Here is a 16,477-nt window from a genome sequence, read left to right as displayed (position 1 = left end):
CCTGCATCATATGAAAAAAACCATCATCCCTGATATGGGGCCGCCCGTCACATGCTGCAATGACATACATCAGGCCATGCGACGGATGGCATCGGCCATCATGGTGCAAACAGGGGAAGATGGCTGATATGGGGCGTCTGTTTCCCGCCTGCCACGACCCCGGAATGCCACACGCACAACCCTGAAACCGGGGGTGGATATGGATCATCGCCCGTGTTTGACTGGGGCATGAGCAATTTTCAGCACGGAACGGGATACGGACGGTTGACGGCAGGCTTCAGGACACGGTTTTTCATTCCCCTTCTGGCTTTGGGCTGTCTTGCCATGAAGCTGTCACCTGCCGTGGCCGGTTGCCAGTCGGTGCATGTTCCCACCCCGCCTGCTGCCAATACCACGCACCCACAGGCCCCGTTCTTTATCGACCTGTCCGGGCTTGCGCCTGATGGCGGGACACCCCGGCGCGACCCGCATGATGCCCATTATCCCCCGGCGCGCGACCTGCCGGATGGCACCGTCCCGCCACTGGCGACAAATGGCAATTTCGTGCTGGGACCAACCCATATGGCCGCCCCGGAATTCGCGGCAGCCCGCACCGCGCCGCATGGGCGTGTGGTCTCCTTCACCATGAATTCCAGCCAGAGCGTCCTGTTCAATTCCGGCATTGTGCGCGATGACCCCGATGGCTGCCCCAATGGCGCGATCTATACAGCCCGTTCCGCCCCCGGCGACCCGTCCGACCTGCGCCTGACCAGCAGCCATTCCGGCCCATGGATGCGGCAGGTGGATGTCTATGTGCCCGCGCAGTACAAACCCGGCACCAAGGCACCGTTCCTTGTCTTTGGCGATGGCGGGGCGGCTGGTTTCTATCCCGGCCGGGACCTGTTTGCCGCCCTGGACGCGCTGATCAACAGCCATCGCCTGCCCCCCATCATCGCCATTGGCATCGGCGCGGGCGGACAGGATGCGCAGGGCAGCGAACGCGGGCTGGAATATGATACGGTATCGGGCACCTATGCCGAATGGGTTGAACGCGAGGTCCTGCCCCTGGCCCAGCGGCAGGCAGGCGTCAGCCTGACCCATGACCCCGATGGCAGGGCCACGATGGGGGTCAGTTCCAGCGGCGGCGCGGCCTTTGGCATGGCATGGTTCCATGCCGACCTGTACCGCCGCGTGCTGGCCTATTCCCCGACCCTGACCAACCAGCAGTGGCCACATGACCCGGCCATGCCGGGCGGGGCGTGGCAGTATCACTCCCCCTGGGCGGGCAACCCCGCCGCCACGGGTAGCCAGCCGGGGGCGGCGCTGGTGCCCAATGCCGCGCACAAGCCGGTCCGGTTCTGGTTTGCCGCGGGTGATCGGGACCTGTTCTATCCCGCGCCCGCCATGCCCGATGGCATGCATGACTGGGTGCTGGCCAGTGAAAACATGGCCCGCGTCCTGGCGGCGAAAGGATATGACTACCAGTTCGTCCTGTCACGCAACGCGGGGCATGTGGATGGTCCGACAATCGCGCAGACCCTGCCCGAAGCCCTGTTGTGGTTATGGCAGGGCTATGTCCCGCAACGGGACTGATCGGGGAAATACCGGGTTGGCCAGCCTGTATCCGTCGGAACGCCGCGCAAATGGGGTGGCGGCCCCTTCGGGGTTCATGAACTGACTTTTACCAGCAGTTTTCCGCTGTTTTTCCCTTCCAGCATGCCGATGAAGGCCGCGGGGGCATTTTCCAGGCCGTCCACGATATCTTCAAAGACACGGATTTTCCTGCTTTCGACAAGTGGCTGCATGTCGTGCAGGAATTCGGCGTAAAATTCGCTGTAGTGTTCCAGAATGATAAATCCCTGCACCCGCAGGCGACGGATCAGGATCTGCCCCATGAAGGCTGGCAGCCGGTCGGGTCCAGGATCAGTGTTGACACCCCCGTCATACACGCTGTCGTTATAGTGGGCGATCAGGCCACAGACCGGGATACGCGCGAATGTGTTGAGCAGCGGCAGGACGGCATCAAACACCTTGCCGCCCACGCTTTCAAAATAGACATCAATGCCCCTGGGGCATGCAGCCGCCAGTTGGGCCGCGAAATCAGGGGCGCGGTGGTCAAGGCAGGCGTCAAACCCCAGTTCCTCACGCACGCGACGGCATTTTTCCGGGCCGCCCGCCACGCCCACCACGGTTGCGCCATGCAGTCGGGCCAGTTGCCCGACCACGGCCCCGACAGGTCCGCTGGCAGCGGCCACCACCACGGTTTCGCCCGCCTTGGGCGCACCGATTTTCAACAGGCCATACCACGCCGTAAAACCGGGCATGCCCAGAACACCCAGCGCGCGTGACAGGTGGGACATGCCAGCCGGCAGGACCATAAGGTCCGTCCCGTCGGACACGGCATAATCCTGCCATCCACCATAGGACAGGACGATATCGCCCGGCCTGTATCCTTCCACCCCCGACTGTTCAACCCGCGCCACGGTTCCGCCCACCATCACATCCCCCACGGCGACGGGCGGGGCGTAGGATGGCGCGGCACTCATGCGGCCACGCATGTAGGGGTCCAGCGACAGCCACAGCGTCTTGAGCAGCACCTGTCCCGCACCCGCACGGGGAACCGGAACCCGTTCCAGACGGAAATTGGCCAGGGTCGGCGCACCCGATGGGCGGGACGCCAGCACGATCCGGCGGTTTTGCGGCATGTCAGGACTGTTCATGAAACTGCTCCATAATCTGGCCGCCCCCTTGATTCCGGGTGAACGGGACCGGGCCGACAATGACGGTTAACGCACTGTTCTGATTATTGTTCTCATACTATGTCATGCCGGGGTCCACGGTTTCAATCCCTGCCGCAGCCATCTGTTTTCCCGGAAACGGGCTATATCATCAATATTACATGCGATAATTACATGGGTGAAAATCAGGCCACAGATCGCCATCAGTCAGAAAATCCGGTTGTATGATCAAGCAGTTTCAGGCGTATTCCGCCCTTCCCTGCCCCCGGTTCCGGTGACATCGTCCGGCAACCTCAAAACAGGATACAGCGGTGGCGATTTTTGGGTTATAGGAGGGAAATCATGAGTACAGACACACCCAACCTCCTTTCCCCCAGCCCGGTCTACAAGCCCTTTCGCTACCCGTGGGCGTTCGAGGCATGGAAAACCCAGCAGTCCCTGCACTGGCTGCCCGAGGAAATCCCCCTTGGGGATGACGTGAAGGACTGGAACAACAACCTGTCCGAGACGGAAAAATATCTGGTCACCCAGATTTTCCGCCTGTTTACCCAGCAGGACACGGAAGTCGAAAACGCGTACATCGACCTGTACATGCCACGCTTCAAGCCAACCGAAGTGCGCATGATGCTGTCGGCGTTCACGAACATGGAATCCATCCACCAGGCCGCCTACAGCCACCTGCTGGACACCATCGGCATGCCGGAAACCGAATATGCCGCCTTCCTTGAATATGAGGAAATGGCCGCGAAGCATGAATTCCTGCAGCGGTTCAACATGGACGACCACTACAACACCGCCCTGTCCATGGCCGTGTTCGCGGGCTTTACCGAGGGGCTGCAGCTTTTCGCGTCGTTCGCCATGCTGCTCAACTTCCCCCGCCACAACCTGATGAAGGGCATGGGGCAGGTCGTGACGTGGAGCGTGCGCGATGAAAGCCTGCACGTCGAATCCATCACGCGCCTGTTCAAGACCTACATGCAGGAATTCGGCCACCAGATCGACAAGCCCGCTGTGGCCGATGCCATCCACCTGGCCTGCCGTGAGATCGTGACCAACGAGGACCGCTTCATCGACCTCGCCTTTCGCATGGGCCCGGTGAATGGCCTGACGGCGGCCGAGGTCAAGCAGTATATCCGCTTCATCGCCAACCGGCGCCTGATCGGGCTGGAACTGGAACCGATCTATGACGTGCCCAGCAATCCCCTGCCGTGGATTGACGAGATGATGAATGCGGTGGAACACGCCAACTTCTTCGAAAATCGGGCCACGGAATACAGCCGCGGCGCAACACTCGGGACATGGGACGAAGCATTCGCCTGACGCATTCCGGATACAGGCCAGGGCCACGGACCTGCGGGGCGCGGACGACATGACTGGCGCATGCCCTCGCAGAGTTCCGTCTTTCCCTGCCATGGCAGGGGAAACCGCCTGATATGCGGATCATGGCCCCATGGGCGGGCCATGCCACCGCATCGGCACACCGTGCCATTCAGCCTGCCGCAACGCCCCTTTTCAGGGTTGCCGTCTGCAGGGTTTCATGGCTGGCATCCACCGATGCGTCATTGCATGTGGTGTGTATTCATACATACAACGCATGACGGTGCATGCTGACAACGGAAACCCCATGAAACCCACCATGATCTTGCTGGCCGCCCTCGCCCTTGTCACGTCCCTGACCGCCTGCGCTGACCGGGATCCACGCATGGAGCGTAACGCGCGCGCCGCCTATGACAACGGCAATGGTGGCCCGCAGGGCGGCTGGGGCAGTCTGGGTGGTGGATGGGGTGGTCCGGGCGATATGGGGTGGTGAGGTGCGCGCCATCTGGCCCGCGACAGATTATCGGCTAAATACCCCTATTTCTCATGCGGACAATCAGCCCTTACAACGCCGCCCGTCCATGCCATCACGTGAGACTGGCCGCGCCATTTGACGTTTTTGCCTTCGAGTACGGGTCTGAAAATAAATTTGATCCGATTGGTACGGGCAACCGTATTATCCTGCGCCTTGTACCAACCTGTAACCTGTCCCCCATAATAGGACGGTTCCGCCTTTTTTTCATGCAGATAAATCCAGCCTCCCACCAGTTCTTCGGCTTCTTCAGGCATAAAGTCCCAGTTACCTGAATGTACCATCCCGGTGGCTTTGTCCTTATTGATATTTCGGGGGCGACCACCCTCCAGCCTGCAAAGAAGATGGATTGCCTTCATACCGTTATCCCTGTCATAGCTGTTCTGACGTTCCCGGTTTATCGTTCAGGAACGGTTATCAAGAATTACCATCATGGGAAGCCGGTATTTTTCCGGCCTTGATGGCCTGCGTGAACCGTACCCAGTCTGCCTTCGTCTGGTCCGCATAATGGGTGGAAAAACAGCCTATGGCATCAGAAAACACATGGCCCTTGCCCAGATAGCCACTGATGAAGGCGCCATCCCCCGAACGCGCATGCGCGCGGGCCAGCGTCGTGCCATATAATCGTGCGTAATCGGCCAGTCCTTCGGGCGTGACATCCGCACCGATGGCTGCCAGCCGGGCATCTTTCAGGCGGCGGACATAAAACTGCCGCCCGGCCCCCGACAGGTCCGGTGTAACAGGGTCCGCATCTGGCCGGGACCGGGTATGCGTGCACCCCAGGAATATGTCCGTTTCCGCCTGCATGATGCGTTGGCCGACCACCACGCGCTGCCCCTGGTTATGGAACAGCGATGCCCCGGCAAAGGGGGCCAGCACCGACTGTTGGGCTTCCTTGATCTGCAGCAGCAGCGTCTCCCCATCCGGCGTGGCGAACAGGCCGATGGCGCAGAAGGTGCCGACACTGCCAATGCCAACCACCTTGAAAACCACGTCACGCAGGACGTAGCGGTCCAGCAGGATCGCCAGTTCGGCCGGCTGTGTCGCGACGTAGCGGGCAAAGGCATGGCGGATCGTGTCCTCATGCGCGGGCAGCCGCATGACCAGCGGCGGGTGTTCGCGCAGCGATGGCAGGCCGCCATCCGCATCTATCAGGCCATAATGGCAGCGCGCGCTGTCCATGCGCTCACGTAGCAGGATTTCGGCCCGCGCCCGCGCATGCCGGTCCGAAAACGCGGCAATGGCGGCGGACAGGTCAATGGGATTGCCCCATATCTCCAGCGGGGACAGCACGGCCAGCCGCTTCATTTCCACGGCATAGGTCCGCGCCATGGATACCGCCAGGTTACGCGCCTTCTTTTCCGACAGCCCGCCCTCGCGCCCGGTCAGCACCAGTGACGTGCCAAGACGCTTGATGTCCCATTCAAACGGGGCGGGCAGCGTTTCGTCAAAATCGTTGATATCGAAAACCGGGGTGCCTTCGGGTGAGGCATAGCTGCCGAAATTGGCCAGGTGGCAGTCCCCGCATGCCTGCACGCGTGGCCCCGCTGCGGGCGTATGCGCAAGATCGGACGCCATGACCACCGCCGCCCCGCGCAGGAACGCGAAAGGCGAGGCCATCATCCGCCCATAGCGCACCGGCAGCAGGTCGCGTATCCGGCCTTCCCCCTGCCGGACCAGCAGGTCGACCGGGTCGGGCCGCCGCTTTGGCGCATGCCATTGCGCATGGTGGGCACGCATCGTCCTGCGGCGCAGGGCCACGCCGCGGGCATGACGCTGCGCGCGGTCAAGGCTGCGATGGTCCCATTGCATGGTACGGATGGCGGCATGTTCATGATCCATGCCATGACAATACCTTTTTTAACATACTGTGTCAGTACCGTGGTCAATGCCGTGCCCCGCACCCCGCATCGCGACGGTGGCCATGGCGGCCCGGACGCGGGCCGTTTCCGCATCCCTGCCACCCACTGTGTGATTGATGCACATCAACGACGGCATTTTCATAAAGACCTGCTATATACGGCAGGGTTTTGAATCCGACCAACCGCCCGGGCCACGGTCGGCCCCAGAAGAGGCAGAAATTCCATGCGCTACGCCCACAGTAACTTCGAAGCCTTCGTCCGCCCCGAAAAACCGGCCGGCGTCGACACCCGGTCGGCATGGATCGTGGGTGGCGGCCTTGGCGGCATGGCCGCGGCCGCCTTCCTGATCCGCGATGCGGGGATGACGCCATCAAGAATTACCATCCTGGAGGCATCGGACGCCAATGGCGGGGCGCTGGATGGCGCGGGCAACGCCGAAACCGGCTGGCTGATCCGTGGCGGCCGGGAAATGGAGGAACAGTTCCAGTGCCTGTGGGATCTGTACCGCTCCATCCCCTCACTGGAGGTGCCCGATGCATCGGTACTGGATGAGTTCTATCGCCTTAACCGCGTCGATCCGTCCTCCAGCCCGGTCCGGGCCATGTGCGGGCGCGGGCAGCCCCTGCCCGACCGCGACAGCCTGAAGCTGACCGGGAAGGCACGGCGCGAGATCATTTCCCTTGTCCTGACGGATGAGGAAAAGCTGGATGGAAAGACGATCGGCGATGTCCTGTCCGCCGATTTCATGAAATCGAATTTCTGGCTGTTCTGGCGGTCCATGTTCGCGTTCGAGACATGGCACAGCGCGATCGAGATGAAGCGCTACCTTGCCCGTTTCGTACACCAGATCCTTGGCCTGAAGGACCTGCATACGCTGAAATTCACCCGCTTCAACCAGCAGGAATCCCTCAGCCTGCCGCTGGCCACATGGCTGGCCGATCAGGGCGTGGCGTTCCGTCACGGCGTGCAGGTGACCAATGTGCGCGTCGATACATCAGGCGTGAAGAAGGTCGCGACCCATATCGACTGGCTGGAAAACGGCGCGGCGGGCGGCATCGCGGTCGGCGGGCGGGACCTGGTGTTCGTCACCAATGGCTCCATGGTGGAAAACTCCCGCTGGGGCGACCACCATACGCCCGCGCCGATTGACGCCACGATCGCGCAGGGGAATGTCTGGCAGCTATGGCGCAATATCGCGGCACAGGATCCCGCCTTTGGCCAGCCGGACGTGTTCTGTGGCGACACCACGAAATCGCGCTGGGAATCCGCCACCGTCACCACGCTGGATGCCCGCATCCCGGCCCTTGTGCACAGGGTGACGGGGCGCGATCCCTTTTCGGGGCGCACCGTGACGGGGGGACCGGTCACGATCGCGGACTCCGCGTGGCTGATGAGCTGGGTCGTCAGCCGCCAGCCACACTTCAAGGGCCAGCCGAAGGGGCAGATGGTGGCATGGCTGTATGGCCTGTTCAGCGACGTGCCGGGCAATTACGTGAAAAAACCCATGCAGGACTGCACGGGTGAGGAAATCACCCGCGAATGGCTGTTCCACATGGGCGTGCCGGAGGCGGAGATTGACGACATGGCCGCCACGGGCGCCATCACCCACCCGTGCATGATGCCCTTCATCACCGCGCAGTTCATGCCACGCGCCGTGGGCGACAGGCCGAAGGTGGTGCCCGATGGCAGCGTCAACCTCGCCTTCCTCGGCCAGTTTGCCGAAACCCCGCGCGATACGGTGTTCACGACCGAATATTCCGTCCGCACCGCGATGGAGGCAGTCTATACGCTGCTGGATATCGACCGCGCCGTGCCCGAAGTGTTTGGCAGCGTCTATGACGTGCGCATGCTGGTGCAGGCGGCGGCGGAAATGCGCGACGGGAAAAAAATACCGGCCTCGACCCTGATCCATCACCTGGCGGGCGGGACGGAAGTGGACACCCTGCTGGAACGCTACGGGCTGATCTGATCCCGCCGGGCGCGGCAGGACGGGCTCCGGGTTACGCCCGTCCCTGCCGGATGCCACGCGCAAGCCCCCCGCAGGCGAGCATGATGGCGACACCCAGCGGCACCAGCCACGTAAAGGCGATGGCATGGCCATGGGGCCGCCAGAACAGCATGGCACCGCACATCACCGCCAGCGTGACGATGAACGCAGGCAGCACATCACGCCTGTCCGCCCGCCTGCTGAACAGGGCGAACACGAATACCCCCAGCATGGGCCCATAGGCGCATGACGCCACCGACAGGCCGAACACCACCGCCGGGCCATTGCTGCGTGCGAACCCCAGCGCCACCAGCACCAGCACGACCGCCCACAGCACGGTCACCAGCCGCGCAAAGCCCAGTGGCGACAGGCGCGCCCACCGCGCCATGGTCCGGCAGGGGGCGGCAAAATCCAGCAGGGTCGCACTGGTCATGGCGTTGAGGGTGGCGGAAAGCGATCCCATCGTGGCACTCAGCAGGCCCGCAACCAGCAGTCCCGCCAGCCCCTGCGGCAGGCCATGCACGATAAAATCCGGGAACAGCGCGTCCGATGTCGTCAGCCCCATGGCGGCCAGCGACCTTTCATCATTACGCGCCCATAGCAGCATGCCCACCAGCGACAACAGCGCGAACAGGCAGCCCACCATGACACCGCTGCCCACCAGCGCCTTTCTGGCATCCGCCAGGCTTCGCGCCGCAAGGACACGCTGCACCAGAAGCTGGTCCGTCCCGTGTGACGCCATGGCCATGATCGCCCCGCCGATCATGGCGGCGCAGGGCGTATAGGGATCAAGGAAATACAGGCGGGATCTGTGGAACAGGTGAAACCGGTTGGAATGGCGCAGCATATGGATCTGCATGTCCGTTGCACGGTGGTACAGCAACGCGACACAGGCAGCCGCCCCCATAACATACACAACCAGCTGTATCGCATCGGACCAGACCACGGCCCGCAGGCCGCCCAGCATCGTGTACCCCAGCGTCAGCCCGACGATCACCACCATGACCAGCCATTGCGGCAGCGGGAATTCCATGACGGACAGGATGGCGGCAACCGGCAGCATGCCCGCAAACAGCCTGATCCCCTCGGCCAGCACGCGCGTGACCAGGAACGTGACGGAGACGGTACGTTCCATCGCCTGCCCGAAACGCCGGCCCAGATACTGGTACACGCTACCGGCATGCCCGGAAAAATAACGGGGCAGGAACAGCCACGCCACCAGCGACCGCCCGATGACATACCCCACCCCCAGCCCCACGAACACCATGCCCCCGCCATAGGCGATGCCGGGTATGCTGATGATGGTCAGGGTGGAGGTTTCCGTCGCGACCAGGGACAGGCAGATGGCCCACCACGGCAGGTCATGCCTGCCCCCGACATAGCTGGAAACGGAATCCTGCCGCCCCGACAGGGCGAACGCAATGAATGGCAGGGTCAGACAATAGATGCAGATAACCGAGAGATCGATTGCGGGCATACGGGTTCCATCACGTAACAGACAAAGACCATATGACCAGACCGAAGCCATATGAAAGCCCCGGACGACCCGGAAACCGGGACGGCCTGCGCATTCCCATCATGCGCAGAAACCAGTCAGGGATGTTCCAACGCCGTCATGCCATGGCTTTTCCCACGTCCCTGCTCGGCGCGCCGGGGCGGATCATTGTCATTGCGGGCGGGATAATGGTATCGTCCGCGCATCAGGCATCCGGCATGCCGTCTTTTAACGGGCCTTTTGCAACATGCATGTTTTTCCAGCCGCCCCCCGGCTGAAGCGCCGTCATGTCCTGATGCTGACCGGTGCCGCGACCCTTGCCGCCACCGCCCCGCGCGCATATGCGGGCCAGCCACCTGCACCGGACATGCGCGATGTGGACCGCAGGCTGCAACAGGCCGTGACACGGGGGGAAGCGCCCGGCGTTGTCTGTGCCATAGGCCACGACCAGCAGGTCATGCACCGGGCCGTGTATGGCAGGCGTGCCGTAACGCCCGTGCCCGAAGCCATGACATGGGACACGGTGTTCGACATGGCATCCCTGACCAAGCCGGTCATTACCGCGCCCGGCGTCATGCAGTTATGGGAACAGGGCCGCTTCGGGCTGGATGACCCGGTTTCGCGCTACCTGCCGCAATTTGCCGCCGCGGGGAAAGCCACCATCACCATCCGGCAGTTGCTGATCCATTATTCCGGCCTGCCGCCCGACCTGGACCTGACCCACCCGTGGCAGGGACGTGACGCCGCGTTCCGCCTGACCATGGAAACCGCGCCCGCGCAGCCACCGGGCAGCGGTTTCGTCTACAGCGACATCAACTTCATCACGCTGGGCTTCCTGATCGAAAAACTGACCGGCATGACGCTGGATGCCTATGCCACGCGCTTTATCCTTGCACCACTGGGCATGCGCCAATCACGGTTCCTGCCGCCCGGTACATGGTCCGCCCGCATCGCCCCCACCCAGGCCGATGAACGGGGCCAGATGCTGCGTGGACGGGTCAACGATCCCTCGGCCCGGCGCATGGGCGGGGTTGCAGGACATGCGGGCCTGTTTTCCACCGCCGATGACATGTGTCTGTACGCGCAGGCCCTGCTGGACCGGCGCGCGGGCAGGCCATCGGCCTATCCGCTGCGACCCGATACACTCATGCTGATGACCACGGCACAACAGCCACAGGGCAGGACCGACCTGCGCGGACTGGGGTGGGATATCGCCACGCATTATTCCTCCGTCCGGGGGGACAGGTTTCCCGTTGGTTCCTTCGGCCATACCGGCTTTACCGGCACGTCGCTGTGGCTGGACCCCGGCAGCGACAGTTATGTCCTGATCCTGACCAGCCGCCTGCATCCTGATGGCCATGGCAACGTCGTGCGCCTGCGTCATGACGTGGCAACGGCGGCAGCCCTTGCGCTGATCCCGTCACGGGGTTGAAGGACTGCCTGAAAAGTCGGATCAGGTCATATCTTTCAATCATATGAAAATTTCTGGTGAAGCATTTTTCACTCATTTGCAGACAAGTCAGGTTACATGTCCCCGAACAGCACCGTTCCCACCCCCCTCATCGCGACAGAAGGACAGGATCCCCGCTATGCGGATGTGGATATCTGGCCCGTTGCCTCCGTGCTGGATGCACTGGTGGAATCACAGATGAGCGCCATCGCCGCCGTCCGCGCCGCGACACCGGAACTGGAACGCGCGGTCGGCAGCGCCCTACCCCGGCTTCTGGCGGGGGGGCGGCTGTTCTATGTCGGCGCGGGCACGTCCGGGCGGATCGGCATGCAGGATGGGGTGGAACTGCTGCCCACCTTCGGCTGGGAACCGGGGCGGCTCGTGCTGTTGCTGGCAGGCGGGCATGACGCCGTGTACCAGGCGGCGGAAGGGGCCGAGGACCGCGAGGACGTGGCCCGCGCGGACATACTGGCCCACAATCCCGGTCCCGATGACGTGGTACTGGGCATCGCGGCCAGTGGGTCCACGCCCTATACCTGCGCAGCCCTTGCGGCTGCGCGTGCGGCGGGCAGCCTGACCATCGGCATTGCATGCAATCGCGGCGGCAGGCTGCTGGACGTGGCGGAACAGGGCATTGCGGTGGTGACGGGGCCGGAGGTCATTTCCGGTTCCACGCGACTGAAGGCCGGCACGGCGCAGAAAGCCACCCTGAACCTGATTTCCACAACGCTCATGATCCGTATGGGCCATGCCTATCGCGGGCAGATGGTGGACATGCGGGTCGTCAATGCCAAGCTGCGGGACAGGGCGTGCCGCATGGTCCGCAACCTGACCGGCAGCACCGAACAGAAGGCGCAACAGGCGCTGGCGGCAACGGGGTTCAATGTCAAACGGGCCGTCATGATCTGTTCGGGCATTCCCGCCGATCAGATCGAGGCACTGCTTGCAGCGCATGGCGGCAACCTGCGTTCGGTTCTTGGACAGGACGACAGCACCCCTGCCACGCCGTAAAACAGTGTCCGGGAATCAACGTTTCAAGCAGACGGCATTCTTTGAGGCGTTCTGAAAGGCAGTCCCGGACCGCCCGGATACACGCGGCATGATGGACGGGTGCCGGACATCACGTTTTTGTCCCATCGCCCTGTTCGTTATGATGGCATGGTGAAATGCTGCACGCGGGAGGAACGGGCATGAAGCCCATGCTTACGGTCATCGGCCTTATGAGCGGCACGTCACTTGACGGCGTGGACGCGGCCATCATCCATACCGATGGTGAACGGATCGCGCGGTTTGGCCCGGATATCAGCCTGCCCTACACGGCGGCCCTGCGCCAGCGCGCGCGGGGGATTCTGGACCATGCGCCCACCCTGTCCCCTGATGATCCCGAACTGAAAGCGGTCGAACACGCGATAACCCGCCATCACATCGACGCGGTGCGGCAGTTGCAGGCCCTGGTGCCGGATATCGACCTGATCGGGTTCCATGGCCAGACCATCCTGCATGCGCCACAACGCCACCAGACATGGCAGATAGGCGATGCCGGACTGCTGTCCCGCGCGACCGGGGTGGCTGTCATCCATGATTTCCGCAGCGCCGATGTGGCGGCAGGCGGCGAAGGCGCGCCACTGGTGCCGTGGTTTCACGCGGCCCTGCTGCATGACGTGCCGGGACCGGTCGCCGTGCTGAATATCGGCGGCGTTGCGAATGTCACGTTCATTGATGCGGACAATACGATCCATGCCTGTGACACCGGGCCGGGCAATGCCCTGCTGGATGACTGGGCCATGCGCCATACCGGCACGGCCTGCGATGTTGATGGCGGACTGGCGCGCGCGGGCACGGCCGACCGGGCCATTGTGGAACAGTTGCTGACCGATCCCTATTTTGCCCGCCCTGCCCCCAAATCGCTGGACCGCCAGAGTTTTGCCACGGCCCTTGACCGGGTGGCCGCCTGCACCCCGGCCGATGGCGCGGCGACACTGGCCGCCTTTACCATCGAAGCCGTCCGGCGCACGCCCCTGCCCGCAAGGCCCGCGCGCTGGTATGTCTGTGGCGGAGGGCGGCATAATCCTGTGCTGATGCAGGGATTGCAGGCGGCATTGGGCGCACCGGTCGAGGCCGTGGACCGCCTTGGCTGGAACGGGGATGCGCTGGAGGCGCAATGTTTCGGTTTCCTGGCCGCACGCAGCGCACGCGGCCTGCCATTATCCGCACCCACGATCACGGGCGGGCCGGATGGCCTGTCCGGTGGCCGCCTGACCTGTGCGGGGCTTATGCCTGTGCCACCGTGGATCCATGCAACCAGCGGGAGATGTTCATGAAACTTGTCATCGCACCGGATCAGGATACTGCCTGCGCCCATGTGGCGGACATGCTGTATACGTGCTGCGCGCAAAACCCGGCAGCCGTGCTGGGCCTTGCAACCGGGCGCACGATGGAACGGGTCTATGGCCACCTTGTCCGCCGCATGCACGACAGGCCGGTCAACCTCGCAGACTGCACGACGTTCAATCTGGATGAATATTGCGGGCCGGTTGCCCGGACCGCGCAGTCATACCGTGCCTATATGCAGCACCACCTGTTCCGCCATCTGGATATCCTGCCCACGCAGACGCACCTGCCCCCCGGTGATACCGACGATGTCACGGCGGCATGCGCACGGTACGAAACCGCAATCCGTGCCGCGGGTGGCATTGACCTGCAACTGCTGGGGATCGGTCATACCGGCCATATCGGTTTTAACGAACCCCTTTCCTCCTTCGCATCCCGCACGCGCCGTGTCAGGCTTGCCCCGGCCACGCGTGCCCAGAATGCGGAAATGTTTGGCGACTGCCCGGATGATGTGCCGCAGCATGCGCTGACTGTTGGCGTCGGCACAATTCTGGAGACCCGGCGCGCTGTCCTGCTGGCGACAGGTCCCGGCAAGGCTGCGATCATTGCCCGCGTGACTGAAGGGCCGATTTCGCCCATGACCAGTGCCTCAGCACTGCATTTCCATCCCGATTGCACATTCGTACTGGATGAAGACGCAGCCATGGACCTGTCGGATGAATGCCGATGGATGGCGGAATTCATCCCGCCCCGCCACTGAACCCCACGGGTGCCGGAAACGGTCGTGGCGGCTGCCTGCTACATCGTGTGCATCATGAAGACGGTTCTGGTGAAGCTTTTTACAAAAACCTTCATTACAGAGCGTCTTCAGTTCATGTTGTCCGGACCTGCATATTCCAATGGCTGGGGCGGCATGGGTTGCATGCCTGTGCATGGCAGGAACCTACCTCATAATCGTTACTTTATAATAACAAGTTTATAAATTATAAATAAATTACAAAATAATTTTTAGCAAAAACAATAAAAGTTTTATACGCCATGTTTTTTTGCGACGATACCAGATTCTGGATCTTTTTGAAAAAGCCTCGCCAAAAACTTTTCCGTGGTCTGTGACCTGTTACATGGACGGGTCCGGGGCAGGAAAACTTTTCCTGCAAATCGCACGGCCTGATGGCAGGAACGCCATTGCGCAAATAATGTTTCCAAAAAAACACAAGTGAAAATTCATACAGCACGGCGCACGATAAATTAATATATAAAATAAAAAACTACGTCCGTATAAAACCGTTTAAACGCCACACAAATAAAACCAATAATATGCCAGTGGCCGTACAATGAAATATTTTACGCATGGACGTGGAAAATTCGCGATATTATATTTCGGTTTTTCCATGTATCTAGTGATCAGCGCGCAGGATGCACCCGCCAATGGCGTTGCAAACGGCAGCCAGGGCGATGATGCCAGTTACGCCCTGCGTAACAGTGCCCAGCATCCGGCTTCAACCATGACAGGAGACTGGGGTGGGTACAGAACCTATCTGCGTGACAGGGGAATAGATCTGGCGGCGGCATGGACCAACGAAACTGCCGGAAATGCGACCGGTGGCGACCGACGCACCGCGGCCGAAACCAACCAGATCGCGGCGATTATGGATATCGACGCGGAAAAACTGGTGAAATGGAAAGGGGCGACCTTCAATTTCACCTTTACCAGCCGCTGGGGCAGCAACCTGATCACAAGGGCGGGCCTGTATACCCTGCAACAGCCACAGGAAGTATGGGGCCGTGGGCAGACCACCCGGCTGACCGGATTGTGGTATAACCAGAAACTGGGCGACCACTTCAGTTTCAAGATCGGCCGCCTGCCAACCGGTGCCGATTTTGACAATGTGCCCTGCCTGACAATGGTCAATTACTTCTGCGGCGCGACAACGGGCAACATGGATGGCAATCGCTGGCTGAACTGGCCTGTCAGTACCTGGGGTGGATACCTCAAATACAACAGTCCCCTGTGGTACCTGCAGGCAGGTGCTTATGAACAGAACATGCGCAACCTGGATAACAAGTTTTTCCTTGGTTACGTCCATGGGGCAACCGGCGCCCTGCTGCCATTCGAAACCGGGCTGCGCCTGCATATGGGACCGCACCGTTATCCGGGGGTGTACCGCATTGGCGGGTGGATCAATACCGCCAGCGCACCGGATATTTTACTGGCGACCAACGGGCAGCCTGCGGTTACCGGCGGACTGCCAATGCTGGAACGGGGCAGTTCCCATGGTGGTTACCTATGGTTCCAGCAGCAGTTGACGGGCACCTTTACCGAAAAACCCGGACAGGACGCAGTGGTCGTGCAGGGCCTGACCGCCTATGTCACGCTGACCATGGTTGACAAGGAAACAAGCCCTGTTTCATCGCAGGTAACAGGCAGCCTGCGCTATCTCGGGCTGCCATGGCGCAGGCATGACGCCATAACACTTGCGGTTGGCACCAATCACGTCAATTCACGCCTTGCGACATTGGAATGGTATCAGGCAGGTAAAAAGGGGCCGCGACGGAATTCGGAATTTGCCATTGAAACAGACTATACAATCCAGTTCACCCCATGGGTCTATATCGAACCGAACGTCCAGTTCTGGGTTAATCCGGGCGGTTATACGCAGCGCAGCACGGTCACGGTTGTCGGTATGAAAACAGGCTTTACCTTCTAAATCGCGTTTCAGTACAAATCATTCATAAAGGAACAGAAGTATTTGGGCGCCGCCTTTTCCCAAAGAGGCGGCATTCTT

13 protein-coding genes are annotated in these 16,477 nt (G+C 61.6%); 9 read left to right on the top strand and 4 right to left on the bottom strand.

Going from position 1 to position 16,477, the window contains the following annotated elements:
- The first annotated feature begins 324 nt into the window (after nt 1-324).
- Nucleotides 325-1,572, top strand: a complete 1,248-nt coding sequence (locus S101446_RS02775) for an alpha/beta hydrolase (protein ID WP_244184420.1) — start codon at nt 325-327, stop codon at nt 1,570-1,572.
- A 74-nt stretch (nt 1,573-1,646) separates the two neighbouring features.
- Here the strand turns inward: S101446_RS02775 and S101446_RS02770 are convergent, their stop codons facing one another.
- Nucleotides 1,647-2,699 (bottom strand): NADP-dependent oxidoreductase, encoded by a 1,053-nt coding sequence (locus S101446_RS02770; RefSeq protein ID WP_087607538.1) that lies wholly within the window; start codon nt 2,697-2,699, stop codon nt 1,647-1,649.
- A 360-nt stretch (nt 2,700-3,059) separates the two neighbouring features.
- Here S101446_RS02770 and S101446_RS02765 point away from each other — a divergent pair, with 360 nt between their 5' ends.
- A complete protein-coding gene (locus S101446_RS02765) occupies nt 3,060-4,037 on the top strand; it encodes a ribonucleotide-diphosphate reductase subunit beta (protein ID WP_010510467.1) in 978 nt (325 codons plus the stop codon).
- Between the two features lie 304 nt (nt 4,038-4,341).
- Nucleotides 4,342-4,527: a hypothetical protein gene (locus tag S101446_RS02760; RefSeq protein ID WP_087608807.1), complete on the top strand. Its 186-nt coding sequence runs from the start codon at nt 4,342-4,344 to the stop codon at nt 4,525-4,527.
- A gap of 44 nt (nt 4,528-4,571) precedes the next feature.
- Here the strand turns inward: S101446_RS02760 and S101446_RS02755 are convergent, their stop codons facing one another.
- Entirely contained in the window at nt 4,572-4,925 is a 354-nt protein-coding gene (locus tag S101446_RS02755) for a hypothetical protein (RefSeq protein WP_157684798.1), read from the bottom strand.
- A gap of 58 nt (nt 4,926-4,983) precedes the next feature.
- Nucleotides 4,984-6,408 (bottom strand): DUF2252 domain-containing protein, encoded by a 1,425-nt coding sequence (locus tag S101446_RS02750; protein WP_087607536.1) that lies wholly within the window; start codon nt 6,406-6,408, stop codon nt 4,984-4,986.
- Between the two features lie 243 nt (nt 6,409-6,651).
- Between S101446_RS02750 and S101446_RS02740 the strand changes: the two genes are divergently transcribed.
- A complete protein-coding gene (locus S101446_RS02740; protein WP_087607534.1) occupies nt 6,652-8,397 on the top strand; it encodes an oleate hydratase in 1,746 nt (581 codons plus the stop codon).
- A 31-nt stretch (nt 8,398-8,428) separates the two neighbouring features.
- Here the strand turns inward: S101446_RS02740 and S101446_RS02735 are convergent, their stop codons facing one another.
- Nucleotides 8,429-9,892, bottom strand: coding sequence for a sodium:solute symporter (locus S101446_RS02735; RefSeq protein ID WP_087607533.1), 1,464 nt, complete (start codon nt 9,890-9,892; stop codon nt 8,429-8,431).
- A 265-nt stretch (nt 9,893-10,157) separates the two neighbouring features.
- Here S101446_RS02735 and S101446_RS02725 point away from each other — a divergent pair, with 265 nt between their 5' ends.
- From S101446_RS02725 to S101446_RS02705, 5 genes are all read left to right on the top strand, one after another.
- Nucleotides 10,158-11,342 (top strand): serine hydrolase domain-containing protein, encoded by a 1,185-nt coding sequence (locus S101446_RS02725; RefSeq protein WP_087607531.1) that lies wholly within the window; start codon nt 10,158-10,160, stop codon nt 11,340-11,342.
- A gap of 96 nt (nt 11,343-11,438) precedes the next feature.
- Entirely contained in the window at nt 11,439-12,371 is a 933-nt protein-coding gene (locus tag S101446_RS02720) for an N-acetylmuramic acid 6-phosphate etherase (RefSeq protein WP_087607530.1), read from the top strand.
- A 179-nt stretch (nt 12,372-12,550) separates the two neighbouring features.
- The gene (locus tag S101446_RS02715) at nt 12,551-13,681 is read left to right on the top strand and encodes an anhydro-N-acetylmuramic acid kinase (RefSeq protein ID WP_208620545.1); all 1,131 of its coding nucleotides are present in this window, start codon (nt 12,551-12,553) and stop codon (nt 13,679-13,681) included.
- The gene (locus S101446_RS02710) at nt 13,672-14,451 is read left to right on the top strand and encodes a glucosamine-6-phosphate deaminase (protein WP_087607528.1); all 780 of its coding nucleotides are present in this window, start codon (nt 13,672-13,674) and stop codon (nt 14,449-14,451) included. The genes S101446_RS02715 and S101446_RS02710 overlap by 10 nt, the downstream gene beginning before the upstream one ends.
- A gap of 631 nt (nt 14,452-15,082) precedes the next feature.
- Nucleotides 15,083-16,399: a carbohydrate porin gene (locus S101446_RS02705; RefSeq protein ID WP_235450240.1), complete on the top strand. Its 1,317-nt coding sequence runs from the start codon at nt 15,083-15,085 to the stop codon at nt 16,397-16,399.
- The last annotated feature ends 78 nt before the right edge of the window (nt 16,400-16,477 follow it).

The organism is Komagataeibacter europaeus (assembly GCF_002173515.1).
GTDB lineage: Bacteria > Pseudomonadota > Alphaproteobacteria > Acetobacterales > Acetobacteraceae > Komagataeibacter > Komagataeibacter europaeus.
The sequence above is the reverse complement of the archived record's forward strand: the minus strand, read 5'-3'. Positions and strand labels throughout refer to the sequence as shown.